Genomic DNA, 26,974 nt, shown 5'->3' with positions numbered 1-26,974 from the left:
TGCCAGTGAAAGGCTAGCGCTCTAATTGCCAGTGTATGTTTGGTGAGTCCCACCTCACTGTTATTTTTCTAGGTATTGGCATGGAATGAAACTCAGATTCGTTAGAGTCCATTTGGTAGCCAGCGGTATTGATATAAACCATAAGGTCATGGCCTGTTGGTAAATGCGGTAGTGGAATATAGCGCCAGCTGATCATGTCATCTTCTAAACATGTTGCGCTGCCAAAGGCAACTCTGACTGGGCTCGGTGACGAAGGTGTGGCTTTTGAAAGCAATCTTGGAGAAGGCAAAAACTCACTATTGAACCATTGTTCTGATAATGACAAGCTGGTACCTGAAAGTGTTGCAATATGACAATCTGAGGTACCGTGTAATGGTTTACTACCTTGTACAGAAAATAGACTAACACCCGCTTGATCAAGCAAGGCGCGGCCAGGCTCTAGCATGAGCGTGAGCGATAGCGAGTTGATTGCGTCAGCTGCGGTTTGCCCTGCTTGGTTGGGCGTTAATAGAATTTGCGCCAATGCATCAGCACCTGGTTGGGCACAGTGATATGGGTAGAAGCCACTGAACTGTCGGTTTTTATGAAAATATTCATAATCTAATGCATCTTGCCATTGTGTGGAATCCAGATAAGAGATAGGCAAACCGCCGCCAATGTTGATCACATCGGCGTTCAAGTTTAGGTGGTTTGCACGCTTAATACAGTCACACATATAATGAATAGCTTGTCCTCTTTGCTGGGTATTGTAACCACTTAAATGGCAACTAAACCCCTGTAAAAATGCATGGTTTTTATATTCAACACAGTACGAAAGTGCCTCTTCTATTTCTGCGTGCACCAGACCAAATCGGCTGTTTGTGTCTTTGCTGGGGTGTACTCTGAGTAGAATACGTATCGGCATGTTCTGGGTTGCATGTTGGGTGTGGCGTACAATCTCAATCGCGCTTTTAAGTTCATTGATAGAATCAATTGCAACCAATGCATTATGTCTTATGGCAAGGGTGAGTAATTCGTGAGATTTATGGGGCCCAGATACCCCAATTTTCTCTCCACATACCCCGCCGGCTAACGCCAATTCAAACTCTTCAATACTGGCTACATCAACCCCCAAGCCCAATGCACTGCTTTGTGTTATAAAGCATTGAGATTTATTGGCTTTTTTTGCATAAAGAATTTGATGTTTCAGCTGATGAGCCTTAAGCACAGACGTGATCTGCGCTACATTGTCACTAAATATCTGCGGAAAAAGCACATGCAGGGGAGCACCAAGCCCGTACGCCCACTCAAACATTTTCTCCTTATGAGTATCAAGCAATTGTTCAACCAGAGGGTGTGTTATTGCTGTAAAGTGCTCCTTGCTCATACTCGTACCTCTTGAGATTGGGCAGAGCCAATTTGTATCACTCTTTGGTTGGTTTTTAAGCTGAGGGCAAATATAGCCAACACCAATAATATTAATGACCAAGGGGGGGAAGACGTGTCGTTAACCGTATTTTTAAACTGTGGGATCACGGTTAAATCTTTAAGCGTTGGTCTTGCATTACAGCCACGACAAGGCGTGAAATCACCGCGCTGACTGGCAGCAACAATCTGTGTTTTATAGAACTGTTGCAGCGCTTGATGATGCTGTGCAACAGCTTGCATAAAGTCTTGCTGTCTGGTTAAGCCATTTCCAGAAAAGTCCACTAAGGCCGAATAAACTAAAGTAGCTGGAGACAGTAACTTAAATGCTTGTGCATACTGAGATTGTTGATCTTGAATTTGTAAAAACTCCTGATCGAAATCATGCATAGCTTGCTCAATGGCAATGATTGTGGCAATTTTTTTTGTGGCATAGTCACTGGGGTTGTCGTTAGCTGACGCCAATTCTGGATGGTCTTGGAAAAACTTAGCTAACGTTTTCTCGCTGGCTTTTTTCGCACTGTCTGCCTGCTCTCGCAATGAATCAACGTAGTGTATTCTCGAAGGCGTTGGATTTGCTGCCCCGTTCAGCGTATTTAATGTGGCGGGGATAATAATCACAAATGCCAACCAACATGCGACTAATATAGCCGCATTTGTTGCGGTACTTTTACCTTTACTGACAATAAAGCCGGCTAGATAGCTCCAAAATAGACAATACAGACTGACAATGAGGGAAAAGATCAGACTATTTTGAATAGTGAAATCTTTATTGCTCAATAGCAATAAGCTGTTGCTACAGAGTAAAAATGGTACCAGTACCAGTGAAAGTCTGACAAGTAGCTGGTTTTTTAATAAATGTTGCGGATTGATCCCCTGCAATAACAGTATTCTTAGCTGACCTGTTTGCTGTTCTTGCGTTAACGCATTGTAACTTAGCCCAATGATGAGCAACGGGAGGATATAAATAACCACAAACGCTAGATCAAATTGTCCAAGTAATAATTGTAATGGGTTTACATAATCATATTGCTGTACCACATTTTGCTTTTCACTTATGAGCATCCGAAAGTAGTAGGGGAATACATCAGCTTGACCTACCGCGATAGGGGCTGTTGCTAATGGCGGCTTGGTGGCATAGTTGACCATCAAATAAAAAGCTTGGCCTCTTAAATCATAAATGTCTTCCCACCATTTAATAGACCCTTGCTCTGATAGGCGTTGCGTGAGTGAATTTTGTGCGGTTTCTATTGCGCTGAGTTGCTCCTGCTGAGCGATGTCAATAACCGCATGCTGTGCTTGGCTAAAGTGATATCCGTTGTAAAAAGACAGCGCTGCAAAAATCAGGGTAATAGATAGCACCGCAACAGTGAGTTTTTCGCGCCATAAATTTTTGAGTTCAGTGGTAATAATTAATCGGTTCATCTTTGTACTTCCTTGCGCAGTAGGTAAAGCGAGTAACTACCCAATACTCCAGAGAATAGTAACCAGCCAATAAGCGCGCATAGCGCAACAAGGTAATGTCCGCTCATGAGAGAGAATGAGGGCGGTTGATATACAAACTCAGGGATCGCTTGCCATAGCTGCTTATCGGCAACGTAGTGGCTGGTGGCTTTATGAGCATGGTCGCGTTGATTGAAGTTCAGTGTTTGCTGCATTACTCGGCGGTATTTTTCTGCCGCAACTTCAAAATTGTGATGGTGGGTGTGGTCTGAACCAGCGAGCCCCATAGAAATGGTTTGTATTGCGATAAATGGACTTAATAGTGCGGTACTTTGATAGTATTGGAACTGTGCGTTTAGCTGCTCTGAGCGCGCGCCAAAGAGTCGATCAAAGACTTTATCTGAATACTGTTCGCCGAATTGTAATTGCGCACCAGACCAGTCAAAAGGTAGGTCATCGGTTGAGCTAACCCCATAGGTAGTTAATGTCTCTTGCTTGAATTGGGCAATGGCCTGTTGTCGCTCAGGTGTATATACCTCAGATTCAAGTTTAGATTGAAACGCTTGACCAGATTCAATGGGGTATTGGTTGCTGGCATGAGTCATTGCTATTTTGGGTATTAATAAGCAGCTGATTGCCCACAGAGCTAATAGTACAATGAGTGTGCGTCGAGCGGTAGATAACCAACAAGAGATTGCAACCACCATGACGCACCAAGTACTCAGGTACACTAAATAACTCAAGGCATATAAAGCACTGCGTAACACTTGAGCATGTTGTTCGCTGATGCTGCTGTAGAGTAAAAATGCAAACAGCGGAATAAGGACCATTGCGGCAACCGAAAATAGCGCTGCTGATTTGGCAATAAACAGGTGTATTGAAGAGCAACCTGACGCGAGGAGCTGCTTTAAAGTGCCTTGCTCACGTTCACCTGAGAAAGCTGGGTAACCCACCAGTATGATTAACAAGGGTAATAATATTTGCAGTACAAATGACGGTGACAAGCTGCCAAAGCGTTGCATGGGAATAGTATCTTGAATGGGGCGAAATAACGTGTCATTACGCTTATGGGCTTCTAATCGAAGCACATTGCCTTGAAAGTCTCGTAAGCCAGGGTCAACCATGGCCAGAGGTAACTCTGGTTTTAATACATAAACACCGTAATGCGCAGCAGAGTGAGGGCCCTTTTCCCCTTGCTCTAACCAGCGATCACGCTCTGACTGAGCAACGGCTGATTTGGTTGCTGATTGAACTTGAAAGCTTTGCCAGCTCGTAACGCAAGCTACCAGTAATAGCATTAAAGCAATCAAACTTATCCACAATGCATGTCCTTGCCGCCATGAATCAAGCCATTCCTTTTTCATGGTGATCATTAACATGACGGTTCCGCCTTAATGTGTTTTAAATAAACAGACTCGAGCTGCACAGTTTGTATTTGCTCAAAGTTAAGATAATCGACCAAGCGACCTTGGTTTAAAATGGCGACTGAATGGGCATCTTCTTGTGCTCTAAATAAATCATGGGTTGCCATTAATATAGCAACGCCTTGTTTGGCGAGTTGCTGGATTAATTGACTAAACTCATAACTGGCGGAGGGGTCAAGGCCTGAGGTAGGCTCGTCTAAAATTAATGCTTTGGCTTGTTTTGCTATGGCGATTGCAATGCCCACTTTTTGTCGCATGCCCTTTGAGTAACTATTAACTGGCTTATTGAAGGCGTGTGCTGGCAAGGCAACTTGTTCTAACAGTGCTTTGAATTCTTGCTCAGATTTTTCAACTTTTGCCACTTTACTGAAATAAATTAAGTTCTCCAAGCCACTCAAACGTGGATACAACGCAACTTGCTCGGGAATGTAAGCTAAATTTTTTCTGGCATTGACCACATTCTGTTGCGGATCAATCCCAGCTATCCGAACTTGCCCATTATCGGGTTTTAAAAAGCCCAAAAGGCAATTAATCGTGGTTGTTTTACCTGCACCGTTAGGGCCTAGCAATGCTAAGACTTCACCCTGTTTGACCGTTAGAGTGACATCATTAAGCGCTTGATAATCACCAAAGTGCTTACTGAGTTGATTGATCTCAATTATTACGTCCTGATTTGTTGTCATTGATTTATTCCCTAAAAACTAAACGTTGTTGAAGCGCTAATTAATCTGCCTCGACCAGGAGATACGCCCCAGTCAATGCCCTTTGCACCACCAGATAACCAGTATTGTTTATCAAAAACGTTTTCAACCCTGAGTCTTACAGTGGCATTAAGCGCAGATAGCTGGTATTTGAGCCCCAAATCAACGCGGGTATACGCAGGGAGAGTGAGTGTATTTGACACATTTTGCTCGCGCTCACCGACATGAAAAATACCTACATTCATGCTGAGTGATTGATAGCTTGGAATGGTGTAATCTACGAAGGTATTTGCTTGAAATTTAGGAACATTGGCCGGTCTATTGCCATTGATGGTGTTGTCTCCCCCTAATTCATCAAGCGTTGGGTTCATAAAAGTCACCGAGGTAACGGTAGACAGGTGAGCGTTTATTTCACCGCTGAGGTTGAGCTCTAACCCTTGGTGTGATTGGACCCCATCTTGTACGAAGTAGTTAGTATTGCGGTTGTGATACTCGAGCATTTTCTCTACTTGAAATAGCGCTGCGGTATAATTTATACCCGCATGTTGGTATTTAATCCCCGCTTCAATTTGTTCACTTTCTTGTGGACCTAATGACTCCCCCTCGTTGATAGCGCCACTGCCAATAACAGCAACAGCCCCTTCTCCAGCGCCTTCTGAATAGCTGAGATAAAATGCGAGTGTGTCACTGGGGTTATAGTTAATCCCCAACATTGGCGTGTTAAAGCTGCGATCATCTAATGTCACCCGTGCGCTATTCGGTGCGCGTTGTGTCTTATCATACTGTATGTGACGTAACCCAAGCGTGGTATAGAAAACGTCATTGAAGTGCAGGGTATTGGTGATAAAAAACGAACTTTCACTGGTGTCGGTTACGTTCGCATCGGGATAGTCGGGATAGTTCGGTTTTTCAGTGTAGGTTGGGTTGAATATATTGCCAACAGGATTGGTGAGTTCAAACCAACGGCCGTCTTTAGATTGATATTCTCTGGCGCTGAGGCCAATAACCAGTTCATGTTCAATTCCCTTAGTCTGAAATGCACCTTTAACAAAGGTGTGGGCAGACACTGTCTGATATTCCTCATCAGGGGTAACATGTATTGCGGATGATAAAACATCTCCAGCTTGATTGACGCTATAAATGTCAGGGAAAATGGTAAATCTATCATTGCTTGAATAAGCAACTTGATTCACCCATTGCCATTGGTCATTGAACCAAAAATCCGCGCGCAGGGCACTATTAAAGGTTTGAGTTTCATACAAAGCCCATGGCTGCCCAAGGAGTGTCTCGCTGGTATCTACGTAGGGTGGCAAAATGGTTTTGCCAGTACTCGGGTCAGTAGATAACCCAATAAGGGGTTGTGAGACGGTTTTTTTGTCTTGAAAGTCACTGTCTAGTCTGACAAACAACTGATCAGATAATTGCCAGTCAAAAGCAGCACTGACAAAAGTCCGTTTGAGGTCGTCGCCGCCAGTAAAGTCGCCATTTTTTTCAAACGCGGCGTTGAAACGATAGCCCATGTCTTTGTTGTTTGAGAGTGGGCCACCAAAATCAAGGTGTAAAAATTTACTGGCTCGATTTTTTAGCTCAACTGTGACATCGAAGAAACGCGCTTGAGTCGGGCGCTTGGTGACATAATTAATGGTGCCACCAGGGTTATTAAATCCAGAAACAAGGCTAGATGGCCCCTTAATCACATCAATGCGTTGGATATTTTCAAGTGGTACATCTTGATAGGGCGCCAACGCTAAACCATCACGCCTAAGCCCGTTGGTCCAATCAAGTTGAAAACCGCGTAGGCTGACAAGGTCAAATACGGTGCCAATAGAGGTATTCTGTACTGATGCGTCATTTGCCAGTATTTCCCCTAATGTTTTCGCTCTTTGGTTCGCGATAAGTGCTTCTGAAAATGATTGTATGGAGATGGGTAATAGCTGTGTGTCTTTAGAGCCAAGGGCTGACGCATTAATATCGCGAGTACTATATAAAGGCGCGCGCGTGCCTATCACTTCTACTTTTTCTATTTCTTGAGATGCTAAGCTATCCGAGCTTATTAAACCGACCAAGGTGCTGGCCGCAATCAAAGACCTTTTCATTTTTAGTTCCAACTACTTATGTATGTATTTTCCGTATTTTAAGGCGTCTTATTTGTGAAGATGCCAGCTCGATTTTCGATCAAACGTTATAACATCTCAATACTAGCAAGTTTTAATTTGTTTTGGGAAGAGGTAATTGGAAATAGTTTTCATTACAACTGGAATGTTCGCGTCTAAATTATGATTAAAATAGCGATTTTTGAGTTAAGGAATGTGGGGGGGATTGTCGATACTCGCTAGTGCCATCAATATTGATTTTCTGATATCATTGATTAATCCAATAAAATAGGTTGGCTATTGATTGACTCACTCTCTGTTATGGTGATGTTGTTACCTATTTTAATTCTCTCATTTTAAGTTAACTTTAATATGCAATTATCACCCTCACTTACCGCATTAATAGAAGCATTGCGCTGTTTACCAGGTATAGGTCCTAAATCAGCACAAAGAATCGCGTTTCATTTACTTGAACGAGACCGTTCAGGGGGAACTCAACTCGGCGATAGTTTATTGAAGGCCATGCAAGTTATCGGGCATTGTGAGTCTTGTCGTACGTTTTCAGAAACTCCTCATTGTGATATTTGTTTAAGCGTCAAGCGTCAAGATAGCCGATTGTTATGTATTGTTGAGTCACCTACAGATGTTTTAGCAATAGAGCAAACAGGGCAATATCAAGGTCTTTACTTTGTATTAATGGGACATTTATCTCCGCTGGACGGCATAGGTCCTGCAGAAATTGGTTTGGATTTGTTGGCTGATAAATTGTCAAAAGGCAATATAGACGAAGTTATTTTAGCGACAAACCCCACCGTTGAAGGTGAAGCAACTGCGCATTATATCGCTGAGCTATGTCAAAAGCATGGGGTAGATGCATCGAGAATAGCCCATGGTATGCCGGTAGGGGGTGAACTCGACTTGGTGGATGGTATGACGCTGATGCATGCTTTTTCAGGTCGACGTAGTATTAGTTGAGGGGCGGGTACACATCACTGTGTGGCATATTGATTGCCTTATGGCTTGCCCAACATTTTACTGGCGGCTATAAGGCTATTGTAAATTAATTATCTCGTATAATTAATTGTGTTCTTAGCCGGTTTTTCTATTATGGCGTTTCAGTAGCATTACACGCATCATTTCCTCAATTGACGAAGTATCGTCAAAAATTTATTTTATCGTGCGATACGCCTTTAAGTTACCCGTATTTAAATGGGTGACTAATTGCAAATGGCTATCAGGCGGATGCTAACGTTAAGTTCTCAGTTACATATTTTTAGCGGTATAGCATGTCATTTCCTTTAATGGGCCATCCATTTAAATCATAGCTCCATAAACGTTTAATTAAACCGTCATGAATTTGTAAACAATCAATACTACCATCTCTTTAATAAATCTGGACTAGACCAGAAATAAAACCCAACATTAGAGATGAAAGCAATGAAAAAACTAACTCAGATCGCTGCTGCTATTTTCCTCGCTACCAGTTCGGGCGTGTATGCATCGAGTGGCAAACTTGTCGGTACCGTAAAGGACTTTCAGGGGAACCTGTCAGGTGCATCCATATCGATTAAAAACACCCGTGTTACTGCAGTCACCGACTATAGAGGCCGTTTTGAATTACCGAAACTGGCATCCGGTGAGTATACACTCGTGGTTAACTATTTTGGTTATGAGAATTCACAGATGAATGTCACGGTGGTTGAAGGGAAAGTGACCACAGTTGCGCCCATTGTGTTAAATACTCAGCAAGAGATAGAGGAAGTTGTTAGTGTTGGCCAGATATTTCGCGGTGAAATGGCTGCGGCGAATAATCAAAGAAATGCCTCTAATATCATCAGTGTTATTGCCGCAGATGGCATTGGTAAACTCCCCGATAGAAATGCCGCTGAAGCCGTTCAGCGAATTCCTGGTGTGTCTATTGAGCGTGACCAAGGCGAAGGGCGTTTTGTTGCAGTGAGGGGATTACCATCACAGTGGAGCTCAGCAAGTATTAACGGTAATCGATTGCCAACCGCAGAAGAAGAGACCACCAGTCGTGCCACCGCATTCGATTTCTTTCCGAGTGAACTCATTGAGTTTGTCGAAGTGTCTAAAGCAATAACGCCAGATATGGAAGGAGATGCAATTGGGGGCAGTGTTAACTTTATAACCAAAAAATCAGCGGATGAGTTTTTACTACAAACCAACTTCGCAGTCGGTCAAAATGAACTCGCTGGTGGTAATAACTACTCAGCAAATGTGGTATATGGCGATCGTTTAATGGACGATAAGTTAGGGTTTATTGTTAATGCGACGGCTTGGAAACGAGATTGGGCAACAGACAATTATGAGCCACGCCGTCGAGGTGAAAGTGAGGACTTTGGCATTTATCGCTTAGAGCTCAGAGATTACACCGGCACACGTGAAACTTACGGGCTCAATGGTTCTATGGAGTATGATTTAGACAATGGCAGTATCAGTGCGAGTGCTTTGTACGGTACTTTGATTGATGATGAAACCCACTATAAACATCGCTTAAGGTTCGATAAAGACAGAGCCGAACTCCAGCATATTCGCAACGAGTTGATCACTCAAATGCATGGCTTTGAGTTTGCGGGTGAGCATGATATTGGCTTTGATAAAACCATCAACTGGCAGCTTGCGACGTATGAAAATGAATTTCGTTATGGCGATAAGCCAAACGGCCAAGATAATAGCTATTTTGTGATGCGTTTCGATCAAAAGCAGGTGGGTTATACCGGTTTAAAAGAAGCGAGTAATGGTAAAAAATACGCATATAACTTAATTGATGGTGGCACGGACGCTTGGAATGGGATCAGTAACCACTTTCCAGCCGGTTTTAATATGGACCCCACGCAAGCCGGACTGTCTTGGGTTGAGCTGTATAAAGTTTACGTGAATGAGAAAGACCGTGTGGTTGCTAATTTAGACTTTGAATGGAGCATAGCACCTGAGCTTAGCTACAAATTCGGCGTTAAATATCGTGACAAAGTACGTCATGCTGACTTTGCTGATGAGTTTTACGAATGGAACACCGATGAGTATGGCGCAGCGCCAACATTGGCAGATTTTGCACTGAGTGATCAGCCCGGTCGACATGACTTTTTATCTGACGCGCACTTTAATTATCAAGCGCAGTTTTCTCAAGTGGCCACGACAGAAGCAACGATGGCATTTTGGAATAAAAACCGCAGTAAGTTTCGCCTCAATGCAGACGAGTCAGCATTGATCAGTAACGGTGGTGCATTAGGCAGAAACTTTGATATTGAAGAACAGCATACCTCAATTTACGGGATGGCAACGTATCAAGTTAATCCTAAGTTAGAAGTATTAGCTGGCCTGCGTTTAACCAAAACCGACACCACTGTGTCGGGGCATACCTATTTATCAGATGAAAAGAGAACGGTTGCCACAACACAAAGTAATGATTATTGGTCGGTGCTACCTGCACTGCATTTAACGTATCACGCGACAGACACAACCAATTACCGATTGGCATTAACGCGTAGTTTTGCCAGACCAGATTTTGGCTCTTTAACGCCAGGGGCAACGTATCTTGAAGCCGACAACAAACTTGACTCAGGTAACCCAGCGCTAAATCCGACCTATTCAAATAACTTAGATGTCATGGTTGAACATTACTTTGACCGTGTTGGCCTTATGTCAGTAGGGGCTTTTTACAAAGATATTCAAGATCCTATTTTCGAAAAACGTTCTACTGGTAACTATAACGGTCGAGATGGCATTAATATTGTTCGCCCTGAAAATGGTGAGCGTGCTTGGCTTGCCGGTTTTGAATTAGCCTTTAACCGTGATCTTGGCTTTATTTCTGCGACACTGGAAAACTTTGGAGTCATGACGAATGCCACGTTTATGGACTCGCAAATGCGTATTCCAACACGTGATGATAAGGTTCATATTCCGCGCCAAGCAAGCGAGTTGTATAACTTTACCCTGTACTATGATGATACTGCATTCGCGGCAAGAATTGCGCTAAATCATAAAGGGGCTTACATAGAGGAGCATGGTAAATCGTCGCAAAGTGATAGTTATTACGGGGCGAATACCAGTGTTGATTTTACGACGTCTTATCAAATCAATGAGCAAACCTTAATTTACCTTGAACTGAATAACTTAACCAATGAAGCACTGGAATACTATATGGGCGAAAAAGGCCGACCACTACAAGTGGAGTATTACGGTATGCGCGGCATGATTGGTATTAATTATCAGTTTTAGGTTGTAAAGGCAGTGATGCAAGGTGTTGCTGAACACCTTGCTGTTATTTAAGGTTGATTATGTATTCTTTAACTGTTTGGCAGCGCACGCCGAACTGGCTTAAGCCAGCGCAAGGTGCCGCATTTGTGTTATTTGCAGCGTCTAGTGCTTTTATGACTTATTTTTGTATGTATGCGTTTCGAAAGCCTTTCTCGGTCAATAGTTATACTGATTTTGACCAAGGACATTGGGCTATTAGCTTTAAAGTGGCACTCATTTTATCGCAAGTGTTTGGCTACTTAATTGCAAAGTTTATAGGCGTTAAATTTATTGCCGAAATGCAAAGAGCAAAGCGCGCAAAAACCATTCTATGGATGATAGTGGGAGCGGAGTGTGCGCTTATTTTATTCGCGCTTACACCGGTACCTTTCAACATCGTGTGGTTATTTTTTAATGGCTTAGCCTTAGGCATGATCTGGGGCCTAGTGTTTAGTTATTTAGAGGGACGCAAAACTGCTGAATTACTGGGGGCTGTATTAAGTGTGACGTTTATATTGGCATCAGGGCTTGTGAGAACCGTCGGACAATGGCTGATCATTGCATTGGATGTATCTGAGCTTTGGATGCCAGCCGCAACGGGTGCTATTTTTTTGCCGTTATTGGTATTGTCGGTGATGTGTTTAAATAGTATTCCTCCTCCAACATCTGAAGATGAAGCGGCTAGACAGCAGCGTTTACCCATGAATGGTGCACAGCGTTGGGCGTTTTTTAAACGCTATTGGTTTGGGATCACAGTGCTGATTTTGAGCTTTTTACTTTTCACTGGGTTTAGGGATTTCCGTGATAATTTTTCTGCAGAAATATGGCAGGCTTTGGGGTATGGGCAGGAACCGGCCATATTCGCTTATGCGGGCATACGGATTGCGCTGATTGTTTTGATTGCACTGGCGGCTTTGGTATTGATTAAAAACAACCGCACCGCTTTTTTCGTAAATCATGGCGTTATATTGCTAGGTACTGTTATTTTAGCGAGCTGCACATGGGCTTTTGAAGCCAATCTAATCAGTGCTAAAGCGTGGATGGTGATATTAGGCGCGGGCCTTTACATTAGCTACATACCCTATAACTGCTTCTTATTTGACCGGATGATTTCCGCGGTAGGCTCTACGGCAAATGCAGGGTTTTTATTATATTTGGCAGACTCCGCAGGTTACATCGGATCAGTGGGTATTTTACTTTACAAAACCTTCTCATCTCCAGATCTGAGTTGGTTACAATTTCTTATTCAAGCCTGCTACTGGGTGGCAATGATAGCCAGCATCTTGGTAGTCAGCTCTTTGATTTACTTCAGTTTAAAACTAACTTCCGCGAAAGCAGGCAACATAGTTAAGCCTGTTATGTCGGCAACTTAATAGGAAAAAAGATGAAAAATATTGAAGCGCTCATTTTAGATTGGGCTGGCACTGTGGTTGACTATGGATCAATTGCACCGACGCGTATTTTTGTGGAAGCGTTTAAAAAGGGCTTTGATTTTGACATTAGTCTTGAAGAAGCGCGTGCGCCAATGGGTTTAGGTAAATGGGATCATATTAATACACTTTTGAATACCCTAACAATTGCACAGCGCTGGCAACAACAATTTGGCCGTTTGCCATCTCAGCAAGATGTTGATCATATTTACCAAACCTTTATGCCGCTTCAGCAAGATAAAGTGGCGGAACGGGCAGCACCTATAGAAGGGGTACTTGCAGTAATTAATAAGTTACAAGCAGATAACGTCAAAATAGGCAGTTGTTCAGGCTATCCAAAGCCTGTAATGGATGTGCTCGTACCTGCTGCACAGGCGCACGGCTATAAGCCTGATTGTGTAGTGGCCAGTGATGAATGCGTGGCGGGCTCCCGGCCTGGCCCTTGGATGGCGCTAGAAAACGTGCAACGTCTTGGAATTTCTAAAGTAGCAAATTGCGTTAAAGTGGATGACTCTGTGCATGGTATCACTGAAGGATTAAACGCAGGCATGTGGACAGTAGGGATAGCTGTTACGGGCAATGCGATAGGACTAAGCGAACAAGAGTGGCAAGCCTGTGATGCAGATAAACAAGCCTTATTGACACGCGAAGCTTATCAGCAACTGTCTTGTGCAGGCGCGCACTTTGTTATTGATTCACTTGCCGATATTGAGCCGGTACTTAATGAGATTGAAGCAAGACTGGCACGGGGAGAACGCCCTTAATGCGCTTTACTCCTTTTTGGTTTGATGAAGCAATCAACGAGGCTGACATACGCTCAGCCTTGCCCCTGAGGCAAAATATAGACACCAATATCTGTATCATTGGGGGTGGCTTTACCGGACTTTGGACTGCGATTAACTTAAAGCAATCACAGCCTGAACTGGATGTTGTGATCATTGAAAAAGACTTATGTGGGCAAGGGGCATCAGGTCGCAATGGTGGCGCCATGCTAACTTGGTCAACCAAATTTGCCAGTTTAATTAAACACATGGAGATTGATCAAGCGGCGTTTTTAGTTAAGTCATCAGAGCAAGCCGTACATGATATTAAAGCATTTACTGAACAATATGGTATTGCGTGTGATTGTCGCATAGATGGCACGTATTACACGGCATCAAATGCAGCACAAAAGAGCGGATTTGCACCGATTTTATCTTTGTTAGACACGCATCACTTGAATGCTTGGCAGGCTGTAGACGAAAGTAACCTAGCAAAAACCGGTTCGCCAGCCAATTTATCTGCGATTTATTCACCGAATGCAGGCAGTGTGCAACCCGCTAAATTAGTCAGAGGCTTATTACGTGTTGCGAAAAAGCTAGGTGTAAAGGTGTTTGAAAATACACAGTACCTTGGTTATCAAGCGGGCGAAACAATTCAAATTACCACTTCAGGGGGCGTTGTTAGGGCAAACAAACTTTTGTTTTCTGTTAATGCTTGGCTGCCTCGCTTAATGAGCGAATTTAAGCGTACGGTGGTGCTAGTGTCAAGTGACATGGTGATCAGTAAACCAGATCCTGAACGTTTGGCCAGCATGTCGTTAGCGCATGGTGCCCCCATTATAGATAACCGTATTTTCGTGAATTATTACCGTAGCACTTCAACAGGACGTTTGATGCTTGGCAAAGGGGGAAACTACTTTAGTTTTGCTAACAAGGTGACGAAACGATTTGATCAGCCAAGTCAGTATCTGGATATTATGCAGCACTACTGGCAACACTTTTTTAAAAATAGTGGCCTAGAAATAGAACGAAGTTGGACAGGTCCCTCGGATAGAAGTGTGACTGGGCTGCCTTTTTTTGGCTATTTACCACGTCAAACTAATGTATTTTATGGTAGTGGCTATTCTGGTAATGGGGTTGTGCAAAGTTATTTAGGCGGAAAAATACTGTCTAGTTTAATGCTGAATAAACACAATAAGTGGCAGCGTTGTGCACTTGTAAATCAAACACTGTCACAGTTTCCAATAGAGCCGGTGCGAACATGCGGAGCGTATGTCGTCCGAAATGCGATAAGGCGAAAAGAATATGCAGAAGACCGTGGCCACTTCCCAAAATTGTGGGATGTGCACTTAAGTAAACTCAGTGGCTCAGCAGCCAAAGTAGACCCAAATTTAAAAGCAACATCATGAATAAGGCTCTTTTTTAGCGCATTAATAGTGCATCAGTACGATGAGCTGGTGCATATTATGAATAACGCCTTTTTTTGTCATAAAATTGCAGTAAGCTATTAGCAAAGTTTTTGATAAAATTTAACTATGCTTTTATATCAAGTTATTAGAAATCATATTCAGAGTTTGGTGGCTGAAGGCCGTTTACAGGCGGGTTCAAAGCTGTCATCTGAACGGGCGCTCCAAGAGCAATTTAATTCGACGAGAATAACAGTCCGTGAAGCACTCGCGCGGTTAGAATCGGAAGGGGTTATCTTCAGTCAAAAGCGTCGTGGTTGGTTTGTAACGCCAGATAAATTAAAGTGGCATCCAGCTCGAAAAGTGAATTTCAACGCGTTAGCACAAAAGCAAGGTTTTGTACCCTCCACTGAAGTGATTGAAATTCAGAGCCCATCCAATACGCATCAGGTTTCGCATCACTACTTTGACAGTAAACCAGTATATAAGTTAACTCGTGCGCGCTATTTAGATGGCAGAGGAATATTGATTGAAGAGATATATTGCCTTGCAGATAGGTTTGAGGGGTTAGAGCAACAGCCACTCAATGGCTCTATAACCCAAGTAATGGAGCACAGCTATCAAGTGAATGTATCTCACGAAAAATGTGAGATCAGTGTGACGGTGTTACCGGATCGTGCCGCTGAGTTACTTGAAAAGAACTGTGGCGCCCCGTGTTTAAAAGTACAACGTGCGCGATATGATGAACACCAAGCACTCGTTGATTATAATATTGAATTTTGGTTGCACGATGCCATCGAAATGATCATTGAAGGCAAGTAGCTCTACTTATTTTTGTGGAAAATAGGTCTTAAACGGATATGTACGGTGCCATTCGCGAGTACTGAAACTAGCCAATGGCACCCATATTCGTGATTGCTTATTTAAAGTCGGTCAACTGATATTGAGTCGTGCTTACCAATCTTTGGCTTCACTGATTGCCTGTAATAAGCCTTCAATATCATTTTGGTATACTTCGCCGATATTGCCGATTCTAAAGCAATCTGAATCTGATACCTTGCCTGGGTAAATCACATAGCCGAGCGACTTTAATGTGAGATAAAAGCGTTTAAAATCGTAGTGTTCAGCCTCAGGGGATAAAAAAGTGGTGATAATGGGCGAGTGTAATTGCTCGGGTAAAAGCGGCGTAAAGCCCAGCTCTTTCATACCACTGACTAACAACGATTGGTTAGAAGCATATCGCTTGTGTCTGGCCGCCACACCGCCCTCGTCACGCAATTCAGTTAAAGCTTGGTCAAATGCTCTGACGACATGGGTTGGAGAAGTAAAGCGCCATTTGCCATTGTGCTTTTCCATGGTTTCCCATTGGTCAAATAAATCAAGAGAGAGAGAGCGCGCATTGCCTTTACATTGCGCGATGAGCGATTTTTTACTGATCACAAAGCCAAACCCAGGCACGCCCTGAATACATTTATTCGACGAGCTAATTAATACATCAATGTGCAATTCGTGCATATCAATGGGTATGCCGCCAAAGCTACTCATGGCATCTAATATCATCACTTTGTTGAACTCTTTCGCGAGTGAAGCGACTTCTTCTAAGGGGTTTAGCATACCTGTGGTTGTTTCGCAGTGCACCATCACAATGTGCGTGATATGTGGGTTATTTTCTAGTGTATTTTTAATTTTTGATATGTCTGGGTAGTGCGTTTCTGAAAAATCTAATGCGATTAGGTTAATAGAGAGATATTCCGTAATTTGTTTAATACGCGCGCCATAAGCGCCATTATTAATGACTAATACTGTGGCGTTTTCATGAATAAATGTGCCTAGTGCTGCTTCAACAGAAGCCGTACCACTGCCTTGCATTAACGTGGCTGTAAATTGATCAGAGGTACTTGCAAGGTGACATAATTCGGAGCGAATTTTTTGTACGATACCCACATTGTACTCTTCATCCCATGTACACCAATCTTTAAGCATGGCTTGTTTGACCGTCGCTGATGTTGTTAACGGGCCGGGTGTGAGTAATAAGTAATTTTTGTCCATTTTTCTAATCTCAATCTGGTCTATACCAATAATTAAAGCACATGAAACATGACTTTTTGATGATGGAATTATGACAGTCTAAGAGATGCTTACGAGATCGTGTTGCCAAAGTTTAAAAGTGATACTTATTGATTTCTAAAAGTATATTTATATATGCTTTTTCAATGTCCGAAAAAGTAGATTGTGGTACATATCCATCGAAAGCAGTATGCTATAACACAATGCTTATTACTTAGTTGCTAGCTAAAAAGGAGTTTAGGTGAATCTTAAAGAAATGAATATCAAAGCGCTTTTGCAGTTGCAGGCGTCAATTACTAAAGAGCTTAAAAATCGAGGAGTGGTAAGAACTAATAACAACCCAATTGGTGATTACACTGAATGGCTTGTAGCCAAAGCGCTTGAACTTGAACTTCAAGCCAATTCTAAAGCAGGGTTTGACGGTATAGATAAGCATGGCACTCGTATTCAAATAAAAGGGCGTAGGGTGACACCGACAAATAACTCGCGTCAGCTCAGTGCAATCCGAAAGTATGAAGAACAAGACTTCGATGAATTGGCCGCGGTAATCTATGACGAAGACTTTAATATAATTGAAGCACTGCTGATCCCGCACACGGTTGTAGGTGAATATGCCTCATATCGAAAGCACGTCAATGCACATATTTTAATTCTAAAAGGACAGATACTGAGTGATCCACGAGTTAGGTGTATTAAAGAAGTAGTACGCAACTAGAGAGGCCAGCTATTGGGACGAAGAATAATAGAATAATATGGGACAGGCACAAATTTCTTTGAAGTATGCAAAATCGGGGTCTTACGGTTTAACGAAAGGGTTAATTCAAGTGAAGAGACCATGAAATTAGCACGAACGAGCTAGCAGCAGAGCTTACTGAATTAAATCAACGCGTTAACCTGCTTAAGTGTTCGGGCTAGAAAAATGTGTGTGTGGTGATAATATCATTGATAAAGCAGCCAAAATTAGCTCTAATGGTAAGATAAAACGTACTGAGTAATGCAGGGATGGCTCAAGCGCGAAAGACAAGCCGATAAAATAAGCTTGCGACAAGTTAAGCCACTAAAAGCAAATAGCAAATTCCCGCAGCATAAATGACACCAACTCTGGCACACAGAGCAGGTAGCGGCTCAGTCCAACAAGCGATTATGCAGCACAAACAACGTGCCGCATAAATACTAAATAGTTAGAACTAATCGAATTATATTTGTATTCAGGTGGTACGTATTAAAAAAATAGAAACTGATTGTCCCGAAGGGTTATTCAAAAAAGCCAAGTTAGATTACACTAATTTGAGTATAGAATACGGTGATAATATAAATTTTGAATACAAATTCTCGATGAAGCCAGAAGATTATTTGAGGTTTGCTTATGCAGACATGGAAGATGGCGGAGATAAAGGGTTAATTAATGCGTTATCAAATGCTAAAAGGTGCATTGATTGCTTAGTTGAAACTGTTTTATACAGCCTTTCTTTCGAACCTGATAATTTACACAAAAATGCATTATTGTTTTGTGATGAGTTCCTTTGTGAGAGAGAGGCAAGCCTTAAACCAAATAGTTTAAGGCTATTCTGTGCATTGGGATTTGCTCCTTCTTTATTGATCTCTGAGGTTCGCCAATTGAGAAATAAAGTTGAACATGAGTATAAAACCCCAAAATTGGAAGACGTATTAAGAGCAATAGAAGTTGCTGAGTTGCTATTAAATAATGTGAAAGCAAAAGAGTTATATAGCACAGGTATTTATATATCAGACATTAAAAGGGATGCTGAGCCGAAAGGCATTGGTTGTATTGAGTTTACGGAAGATTACCTGAGTAAAAAAGAGGGAAAGTGTTATTTTGAGCTAACTGTTAGAGTTGAAGCGGAAGGCACATATAAATACCACTTTAAAGGAAATGAACCAATCTTTTTCTATCTTTTAAGATCAATGTTTGTTGGATATTTAGATCAACATAAATTGGTAGATACCATATTAAAAATGCTTAATAAGGTATCTATTAGTACACCTCTAAAGCACGTAAATATAGTTAAAGTGCATGGGTGAAAATAAGTTCTAGCACATATGAGCCTTAACTCTGTCAATAGGCACTAATGTTCTTTTTGGCCGTTCTTATACAGTGACGGCCAACTCTAAATCAATAAACAAATTCGTTTACTTAGTCTGTCGATGTTGCAGTTAAGCAGGTTGCTTACGGCAAACACATAGTGAGGCTCTCTTATTGCGATCTCATCGCTGTCTACTTTTACCTACTTCCTTCTGGATTCGCAGGGGCACTATGCCTAAAAGGATTTAGGTAGTAGAGCGAAGCAGGACGCCAGAGCCGAGACATTCATCGGTTAACCCAATCAAGGCACTATTCAAAGCGGCTGGTTTCATTATTGTGATCCAGTTAGTTTCAGGCTCAAGTCAGGTGTAAACGACTTTGCTTGTTGTATTAATACACGCGCACTGAGCGTCTAATCAAGCCAAATGGCTTTGGTCGTTAGGCATATGATCAGGTTATAGCTTAATAGCTATTCACTCACCCAATTGATTGATGCTCAGCCTTTTATCCAGTTAGATGTGCCTGTCCCATTACTGTTGTTGTTCCTTTTTAAAAAGTTAAACGGGCGCTCAGTGTTCTACCCTCATCAGCAATCGCGATTAAATATGCAAACAACTCTGTTATGTAAATAAAACATTGACCTTTTCACTTTTTCGAAATATCTTCTATGACACAGCCCTGCATGGCTGTAGCACTATTTTTATAACGCTAGAAAGTTTAACATACCTGGTTTTTTAACATAACCTCACCATTGTTAATATTATGTGTGTATAGATGGGGAGAAATCTCCCCATCATAATAAAAAGGGAAAGGACGTGATTAATGGTGATGATTTAAGGGCTATGAGACTAAAAGCTGGTATTTCTCAAGAAACTATGTCGAAGAAACTAGAGTGTGATCGAAAAACAGTCATTAATTATGAACTAGGCGTGAGTGATATACCTTCAAAAAAATTATTCCGATGGTTTCAATGCTGCCAACTTGATTTTAGTGCTTTACTCCGCCAGATTAAAGAAGTGCGTAACCAAACGTATAATAATAAATCTAAATTGATAGACTTTATTTCACTTGTTCTATTAATTAGTCTAGTTTTGGGACCAAAAGTAACGGCCGAGATTTACATGGCAATCATAGCCATAACCGCTTTTTATGGGGCAATCAAAAAAGACCCTAATGTTCTGCATATTGCACTGATACTACTTTTTGTTAATTTAGTAAACTATATAATCTTTGCTTTTGGAATTATTGATTTAAGTACGGCTGGTAAGAATAGAGTATTGCATGGTAGTTTGATCTATGGTGTTCAGCTTATTATTAGTGTCACTTCAGTCATTATATTAATTTTTAGGGTACAACTATCAAGAATTTTATCTCACTCTAAAAAAATTGAGCTTACCTATTTCGATGGACTGTTCCATTGGATATTTATATATCTATCAATGATTTATATACTAGCTATTATCGAGCTTTTTGCTCGACATACTTTTGGATTACACAGTATTACTATTATTCATTATAATTTTACATCTTTGGTGTATATTGGCTGGGCTATGTCTTGTGCCTTATTATTAACAATGATAATTAGTACGGAAAAAAAAAGTAATCTGCAAGAATCAGATTCACACTAAAACAGAAGTAACAGAGTGGCTAAAGGGGTTTGTAATAATAAGATTAACTTCGACTTTGAAATGCCACTCAAAACCAATGGGTTCAAAAAACCAATGAGTTCGGAGACGTTGGAGATCTTACCTAAGACGACACTCATCTAAAATTGCTTATCTTTCATGCCTCAGGTAATCATAACTACGAAAAAGTTCAACCTCGCTCTCACAGTAATAGCGATGCATATGTGTGCCAGTGAAAAACGCTTATTTTTTGTGTAATGGAGTGTAATACCCTAAAAAACCCTTGCTGATATACTCAAAAGCTGATGAAAAATTAATCAACCGTTAATTTATGCACAGCAAGGAAAGTAAACTATGAGCAAGCCAGATCCTATTGCGCAATTACAAGTTGAAGTCGCGCAACTTCAATCTGCATTTGAAGATCTCAATAAACAATGTTCTACAGCAAGTGAGCACAATGCCATTATACGTTGCGCTACCTGTGTTCCACAATCGCCTAATTACTGCACCGATAAAGCCACTAATCCACAACAACCTCATTTTGTCCCAGATTTTAATGTTCCGCTGATTGCAGCCGGTGGCGGCGATCAAAAATGTGACATTCTTGAAAAACTCGGACCATTAGCGGGCCTAATAGGTACTTGGGTCAGTACCCGATACGGGGGGTTTAATGTCATGCCTATCCCGCAAGACAACGCACCTAATGGGTTTATCTTAAAAAATACCTCTTATTATGAAGTCATGACGTTTAGTGCCATTCAGGGAAAAGTCGCTAATCGGGCAGGTAATTATGAACAAGATGCATACACTATTTTTTACTCACAGCGGGTGTTTTTTGCCGATGGCCCTCAAAAAGATGAGCTTGTGCATGCTGAAAATGGGAGCTGGCTACATCAGGTGACGGCGCCTCAAGGACAAGGAACTCTGAACATAGCGCCATGGGTCCCAGATACCCCCGATCCATTACCTCAGCAAGAGCAGAACCGAACTATCGTAAAACAGGTTTCAGTTCCTCATGGTAATTCTATTCTGGCAATTGGTCATCACGACAGTTTTGGAGGTGCGCCGAGTATTCCTGTTACTAATGCCTTGCCAACGGCTGGCGGTAACAGCTTTAAAGTCCCATATGGTGTTGATATTCCTGAAAACCCCAATGTTAACCCCAATATTGTGCTGCAAGTTGCTTTAGATAGCCTTTATCAACAAGGCATAGAGGTGGTCGAGACCACTGTGCTGGATGTTGATACAGAAACAGATGGTAATATTGCCAATACACCATTTATGAAAGCACATGCAGACGTACCTCGATTCAAAACTACTTTGTGGTTAGAACGACTGTCTAATGGCCTAGATATGTTGCAGTACACCCAAGATATTACTTTGGACTTCAGTTTGATAAATGGCAAAGACCCCGGCAAACGCACCCGTTATAAGTTTCCACACATTACTGCCAACACCCTATTTAAAGTGCAATAAACACGTTATTGCATTGTGCTGAATATGTCTGTTCAAGACATTTTGTTTGCCACTTGTGACATACATTCGGCAAGCAGCAAACCAAGTTGTTTTTGGTATGCGATACCAAACAAGACAATTAAATAAACTTTAAGGAAAGTAACATGAGCGAACAAGCAATAAAAGAACTCCAATTACAAGTGACAGAGCTCACTTCTAAAGTCAAAGCATTAGAAACACGCTGCAACCCTCCAGGAATCGCAGACTGTGCGGTATGTTATTACTGTACACCTTGTACTCCTTGTATCACACCGACAATTTTATGTGCACCATGTACCACTACATTGTGTGCTATATGCGCACCGGTTGGTACTAGCTATCAACCTTTAGGCCCACCAACACCTTGTGTTGCCTGCGTGCAATGTGATGCAAATTACAAGTGTGTAACATGTGAGCCTGTCGCTAAGTGTGTCACCTGTTACCCTTGTATTGTTAATTTCTGTGCACTGTGTCAGCAGGGTCAAAACTTACAATGTCAGCAATGTGCACCAGTCACTCAATGCGACACTTGCTACCCGTGTGTTGTTACCCTCTGTCAGCAATGTGCGCCTATTACTCAGTGCGACACGTGCTACCCATGTGTTGTTAATTTCTGTCAACAATGCCAGCCGATCACTCAGTGTGACACTTGTTATCCATGTGTGGTGACGTTCTGTGTGACATGCCAGCCAGGTCAAAATTTACAATGTCAGCAGTGTGCATCCATCACTAAGTGTGATACTTGCTATCCATGTATCGTGAATTTCTGCCAACAATGTGAGCCTGTTACGCAATGTGATACCTGCTCTCCTTGTGCTGTGAACTGCTGTGCGCAGTGTTTCCAATGCGCCCCGCAGTGTGCGCAGTGTTTCCAATGCGCCCCGCAGTGTGCGCAGTGTTTCCAATGCGCCCCGCAATGTGCGCAGTGTTATCAATGCGCCCCGCAATGTGCGCAGTGTTTCCAATGCGCCCCGCAATGTGCGCAGTGTTTCCAATGCGCCTCGCAATGTGCGCAGTGTTTCCAATGCGCCCCGCAGTGTGTGCAATGTTATCAATGTGCCCCGCAGTGTTTGCAATGTTTTCAGTGTGTAACTTGCACACCGTGTAGTACCGGCGGTTAGCACGCAGTTAGTGACATTCCCTGAGCTGAACTCAGGGAATGTCCTTAGAGATTGGATGTTCAATTTATGAAAAAACTAAGATTAACCCCAGCTGCGAGCATTATTCCCAATAGCAGCGGTGTGTTATTAAGTTCAGATTTGGGAGATTTTCAAGTTCACGGTCGAGATACTTCAGACTTTGTTGAAAAAGTTTTGCCGCTATTGGACGGGGCGCTCACTCAAGCTGAAATCTGCACACACTTACCTGAATATGCAGATGCGAGCATTCAGGCAGTCCTACAAATGCTTAACCAATATGGTTTATTAGAAGAAGTCTCTGAGCAACGAGAGTTTAGGCCGCCAGGTTTAGTTCAAACACGTTTTCTACGCCCGTGGTATCAAGCAGGCCAAATGCCACATAGCCAAGAGCAAATCTATTCTCTCACTCCTTGTCGAGTATTAGTTGTGGGCCTTGAGCCTTGGGCTGTTACATTGTTAGAGGAGCTAGGTACAGCAGGTGTAGGCCATATTCATTTATTAGATAAAGAAAATATCACCTGTGATGACTTAACGTGTCATCGCTTTCTTACGCCTGAAGATATTGGCAAACCAAGAGCACTGGTGTTTAAAGCCGTACTACAACAGCGTAATCCTTGGATGCAGATCAGCCATTCTGAGCTAAGTTGTGATAATCACAACTTAGGCTGCCCTTCAAATGACTGGGATTTAGCCATTATCACTTTAGGTAAAGACGCTAACTTTTGGTCACATAAAGTATCTGAATATGTACATCAATACACGATTAAAGCGATTTATGGTCACTTGAATGGCTTAGAAAGTTGGGTAGGCCCCGTTGTTAATTTAAGTGATACCACCTCGAGCTCATGCTGGAATTGCTTAAGACTCAGAAAACTAGGTACTGAGCAGCATGGAGAATTGGCACACGAAATAGAAAAAAGCCATCAAAAAAATCGTGATGGCCGTGCCCGCAGTATGTTGACACCTATGTCTGCCATCACCGGCCAACAACTAGCGATGGAGGCATTAAAAATCCTTTGGGGTTATACTGAAAGTGCGTTATCGTCCCATGTTATTGTACAAAACCTAGTCACACATCAATCAGAAAAACATACCATTATTCCTATTCCTTGGTGTGAAGTGTGTGGCTTTGACCACAGCAATGCCACGACTCATGCATTATCAATGCATCGTGATAAAAAATCAGCTGCCAACCCTCTTAATCAACTACAAGATGTTGAGCAATTTAAATCTTTATTTGAAGGCTGGGTAGACTCAGTAACAGGTATCGTACGTCAGCTCACAGGACATGCACCACACTTACCCGATTATCCTATTACTGCTTCAGCCGGGGTATCGTCGTTTACTGAAGGCGAGTTTGACCCAAGAGCTTCAGGTCAAGTAGGTTCTGGTAAGGGGCTAGATCATATTTCTGCACATATCAGTGCGGTAGGAGAGGCGCTGGAGCGTTACTCTGCGGCGCGATACCAATTAAGTGATTTTAAATATGCCTCAATTGGCCAGTTACACGGTGATTATGTCGATCCAGATACCTTAGTTTTATATTCGAATAAGCAATACAGTACCCCTAATTTTCCATTTCACAAATGGCATAGAAAGCAAAAAATACACTGGTGTCGTGGTAGCTGGTTAGCAACCGATAAACCTGTTTGGGTACCTGCATTAGTCAGCTATTTTAATTTTGCTTGCCCCTATAAAGAACAGTTTAGTCAGGTATCTTCCAACGGGCTAGCAGCGGGCCAAGACAATGATGATGCCGCGCTCAGAGCTTGTTATGAATTAATTGAGCGTGATGCCATGATGCTCACTTGGTATGCACAATTACCTTGCGAACGTCTCAGCTATGAGTCGCTCAACCAAGGTAAAATGCGGGTAATGATAGATGACTTAACTCAGCTCGGCGTAGAACTTGAATGCTACTTATTGGATGTGGGGTTACATGTACCAACGGTGGTATGCCTAGCCCTTGGTGATGGTTATCGCACCCCTGCGGCATCTGTTGCGCTCGCCACCCATGGGGATATCAAGGTTGCCATGCGCAAGGCGTTATTGGAACAAGGGCATGTGATGCCTTACCTGTGCCAACTTATGCGTTCGGGGCATAAAATTCCGCGTCATGTTAGTGACGTAACAAGTTTAGAAGATCACGCGGCTTATTATTTTAGCAAGAGCCAGCTCGCTTCATTTGAGTTTATGCGTCGCCCTATAAGCGAAGCAAAAACACTGGACGATTGGCCTTATGAAGCGATCACGCAAGTTACCCAACTCAAGCAGTGCCTAGATGAAGCGGGAGTAGAGGTTGCTATTGTGGATGTCACGTCTCCAGATATGGCGTTAAGTCCTTTTAGAGTTGCGCGGGCCATCGGTGTCAATATGCAGCCCATTCACTTTGGTGAGCAATTTAAACGGGTAGATAACCCAAGGCTACGCAAGCTATTACAAGGGCGGCCTGTTAATAAAGAACCACATCCCATTGCTTAGAAAAAGGATTATATTATGAAAGTACTCGTGTGTGGCACCCACTATGGTTCCACTTACATTCGCGCATTAAGTCAATTTCCGCAAGATAGTTTCTCATGTGTAGGCGTACTATCAAAAGGAAGTGAATACTCTCAGCAAATTGCCAAGCAAACTGGGGTACCATATTACACTGATGTTACCACTGTGCCGACTGACAATATTGATATTGCTTGCGTTGCTGTATCGGGCGATGCTGGAAAAGCAATTGTATTGTATTTATTAAAAAAAGGCGTTTCAGTATTATGTGAGCATCCCGTTGACCAAGCGTTTGTGCAAGAAGCGTTGGCACTTGCCAAGCAGCAGCAAGTTTATTTTCACGTCAATGGCCACTTTGCTGATTTATATGCCCCACAAGCCTTTTTACAATCCATACTTGCCGCATATCAACAGGGTTTTGGCTGTATGCATTATGCTATGGGGGCTAACTTAAGAACCTTATATTCGGCGCTGGACTTACTAGGGCGTGCACTCGGTGGGTTTGAAGGGCTCGAAATCATCAAATATAGCGGCGAACCAATGGCATTTCAGCCCGTCATGCTCAAAAATAACAACCTCACCGTCTCTGTTTTATGCCAAAACTTTTCGTCAGTTGAAGATGACGGCAGCGCCACGTTTTTAAATCATCAGTGCTCTGCGCTATTTCCTCATGGTACTTTGACGCTTAGTGAAACCACCGGCCCATTAAGCTGGTTTCCTGCCAGTCATTCCTTACCTGCAGAGTCGTGGAAAACCTACATGCCTATTGAGCTTGCACCTATGAGTCAGCTGCAGTTAATGAGCCACAGAGATCAGTGTAATCTGGCGGCGATTGCAACATTAGCTGCCTCTGCCAAAGGCGAAACACAGCCTGTATATCAGCAGCCAGATTACTTATTGGGGTTGAGTGGACTATGGCAAACAGTATTGATGACGTTGCAACCACCAGCAAAAGACAATTGTGCAGCGTAATGATGCGTTGTTTTTACACCTAGCGCATTTCATTGCGCTAGGTGTAAAACCTTCAGCTCAAACAGAGCGGAAGCGGTACTCAAGACACCGGCATTAAACTATTTGCTACACGTTTCGCTTTATTACTTAACCTCAGCTCTGGATAAGCGAATTTGCCCAATAAAGCTATTTTTTCACTCTCGGCGTTGCTTTCATTTGTAATAGCCCGCTATTACTGC

The 26,974-nt window shown here is 42.4% G+C and carries 19 protein-coding genes; 12 read left to right on the top strand and 7 right to left on the bottom strand.

What is annotated here, in order from left to right; genetic code table 11:
- Positions 1-13 precede the first annotated feature (13 nt).
- The 5 genes from J8L97_RS05055 to J8L97_RS05035 are packed head-to-tail and all read right to left on the bottom strand — an operon-like array spanning position 14 to position 7,068.
- Positions 14-1,366, bottom strand: a complete 1,353-nt coding sequence (locus J8L97_RS05055) for a lysine/ornithine decarboxylase (RefSeq protein ID WP_211048117.1) — start codon at positions 1,364-1,366, stop codon at positions 14-16.
- Positions 1,363-2,829 carry a DUF3526 domain-containing protein gene (locus tag J8L97_RS05050; RefSeq protein WP_211048116.1) on the bottom strand — a complete coding sequence of 489 codons (1,467 nt, stop codon included), beginning with the start codon at positions 2,827-2,829 and terminating at the stop codon, positions 1,363-1,365. The genes J8L97_RS05055 and J8L97_RS05050 overlap by 4 nt, the downstream gene beginning before the upstream one ends.
- Positions 2,826-4,226 (bottom strand): DUF3526 domain-containing protein, encoded by a 1,401-nt coding sequence (locus tag J8L97_RS05045; protein WP_211048115.1) that lies wholly within the window; start codon positions 4,224-4,226, stop codon positions 2,826-2,828. The genes J8L97_RS05050 and J8L97_RS05045 overlap by 4 nt, the downstream gene beginning before the upstream one ends.
- Positions 4,220-4,954: an ABC transporter ATP-binding protein gene (locus tag J8L97_RS05040; RefSeq protein WP_211048114.1), complete on the bottom strand. Its 735-nt coding sequence runs from the start codon at positions 4,952-4,954 to the stop codon at positions 4,220-4,222. The genes J8L97_RS05045 and J8L97_RS05040 overlap by 7 nt, the downstream gene beginning before the upstream one ends.
- A gap of 11 nt (positions 4,955-4,965) precedes the next feature.
- On the bottom strand, positions 4,966-7,068 hold the full coding sequence (locus J8L97_RS05035) for a TonB-dependent siderophore receptor (RefSeq protein WP_211048113.1): 2,103 nt from the start codon (positions 7,066-7,068) through the stop codon (positions 4,966-4,968).
- 369 nt (positions 7,069-7,437) lie between these two features.
- Here J8L97_RS05035 and recR point away from each other — a divergent pair, with 369 nt between their 5' ends.
- The 6 genes from recR (at position 7,438) to J8L97_RS05005 (ending at position 15,741) form a co-directional block, all read left to right on the top strand.
- Positions 7,438-8,040, top strand: coding sequence for a recombination mediator RecR (gene recR / locus J8L97_RS05030; RefSeq protein WP_211048112.1), 603 nt, complete (start codon positions 7,438-7,440; stop codon positions 8,038-8,040).
- A gap of 462 nt (positions 8,041-8,502) precedes the next feature.
- Positions 8,503-11,304, top strand: coding sequence for a TonB-dependent receptor (locus J8L97_RS05025; protein WP_211048111.1), 2,802 nt, complete (start codon positions 8,503-8,505; stop codon positions 11,302-11,304).
- Between the two features lie 59 nt (positions 11,305-11,363).
- On the top strand, positions 11,364-12,695 hold the full coding sequence (locus J8L97_RS05020) for a DUF5690 family protein (RefSeq protein WP_211048110.1): 1,332 nt from the start codon (positions 11,364-11,366) through the stop codon (positions 12,693-12,695).
- Between the two features lie 11 nt (positions 12,696-12,706).
- A complete protein-coding gene (gene phnX / locus J8L97_RS05015; protein WP_211048109.1) occupies positions 12,707-13,516 on the top strand; it encodes a phosphonoacetaldehyde hydrolase in 810 nt (269 codons plus the stop codon).
- Positions 13,516-14,922, top strand: coding sequence for an FAD-dependent oxidoreductase (locus J8L97_RS05010; protein WP_211048108.1), 1,407 nt, complete (start codon positions 13,516-13,518; stop codon positions 14,920-14,922). Before phnX ends, J8L97_RS05010 begins: the two co-directional genes overlap by 1 nt.
- A 126-nt stretch (positions 14,923-15,048) precedes the next feature.
- Positions 15,049-15,741, top strand: a complete 693-nt coding sequence (locus J8L97_RS05005) for a UTRA domain-containing protein (RefSeq protein ID WP_211048107.1) — start codon at positions 15,049-15,051, stop codon at positions 15,739-15,741.
- 132 nt (positions 15,742-15,873) lie between these two features.
- On the opposite strand, the gene J8L97_RS05000 is transcribed toward J8L97_RS05005, so the two are convergent.
- On the bottom strand, positions 15,874-16,968 hold the full coding sequence (locus J8L97_RS05000) for a 2-aminoethylphosphonate--pyruvate transaminase (RefSeq protein ID WP_211048106.1): 1,095 nt from the start codon (positions 16,966-16,968) through the stop codon (positions 15,874-15,876).
- 259 nt (positions 16,969-17,227) lie between these two features.
- Here J8L97_RS05000 and J8L97_RS04995 point away from each other — a divergent pair, with 259 nt between their 5' ends.
- From J8L97_RS04995 to J8L97_RS04980, 4 genes are all read left to right on the top strand, one after another.
- A complete protein-coding gene (locus J8L97_RS04995; RefSeq protein ID WP_211048105.1) occupies positions 17,228-17,701 on the top strand; it encodes a DUF6998 domain-containing protein in 474 nt (157 codons plus the stop codon).
- A 497-nt stretch (positions 17,702-18,198) separates the two neighbouring features.
- Positions 18,199-19,029 (top strand): hypothetical protein, encoded by an 831-nt coding sequence (locus J8L97_RS04990; protein WP_211048104.1) that lies wholly within the window; start codon positions 18,199-18,201, stop codon positions 19,027-19,029.
- A gap of 816 nt (positions 19,030-19,845) precedes the next feature.
- The gene (locus tag J8L97_RS04985) at positions 19,846-20,658 is read left to right on the top strand and encodes a helix-turn-helix transcriptional regulator (protein ID WP_211048103.1); all 813 of its coding nucleotides are present in this window, start codon (positions 19,846-19,848) and stop codon (positions 20,656-20,658) included.
- Positions 20,659-21,009: 351 nt separating this feature from the next.
- A complete protein-coding gene (locus tag J8L97_RS04980; RefSeq protein WP_211048102.1) occupies positions 21,010-22,131 on the top strand; it encodes a heme-binding protein in 1,122 nt (373 codons plus the stop codon).
- 719 nt (positions 22,132-22,850) lie between these two features.
- On the opposite strand, the gene J8L97_RS04975 is transcribed toward J8L97_RS04980, so the two are convergent.
- Positions 22,851-23,333 (bottom strand): hypothetical protein, encoded by a 483-nt coding sequence (locus tag J8L97_RS04975; RefSeq protein ID WP_211048101.1) that lies wholly within the window; start codon positions 23,331-23,333, stop codon positions 22,851-22,853.
- A 3-nt stretch (positions 23,334-23,336) separates the two neighbouring features.
- Between J8L97_RS04975 and J8L97_RS04970 the strand changes: the two genes are divergently transcribed.
- Positions 23,337-25,769 carry a TOMM precursor leader peptide-binding protein gene (locus J8L97_RS04970; protein ID WP_211048100.1) on the top strand — a complete coding sequence of 811 codons (2,433 nt, stop codon included), beginning with the start codon at positions 23,337-23,339 and terminating at the stop codon, positions 25,767-25,769.
- A gap of 15 nt (positions 25,770-25,784) precedes the next feature.
- A complete protein-coding gene (locus tag J8L97_RS04965; RefSeq protein ID WP_211048099.1) occupies positions 25,785-26,756 on the top strand; it encodes a Gfo/Idh/MocA family oxidoreductase in 972 nt (323 codons plus the stop codon).
- Positions 26,757-26,974: the final 218 nt, after the last annotated feature.

Source organism: Pseudoalteromonas sp. MMG012, from assembly GCF_018100875.1.
GTDB classification, from domain to species: domain Bacteria; phylum Pseudomonadota; class Gammaproteobacteria; order Enterobacterales; family Alteromonadaceae; genus Pseudoalteromonas; species Pseudoalteromonas aurantia.
This window is presented reverse-complemented; position numbering and strand designations above follow the sequence as displayed.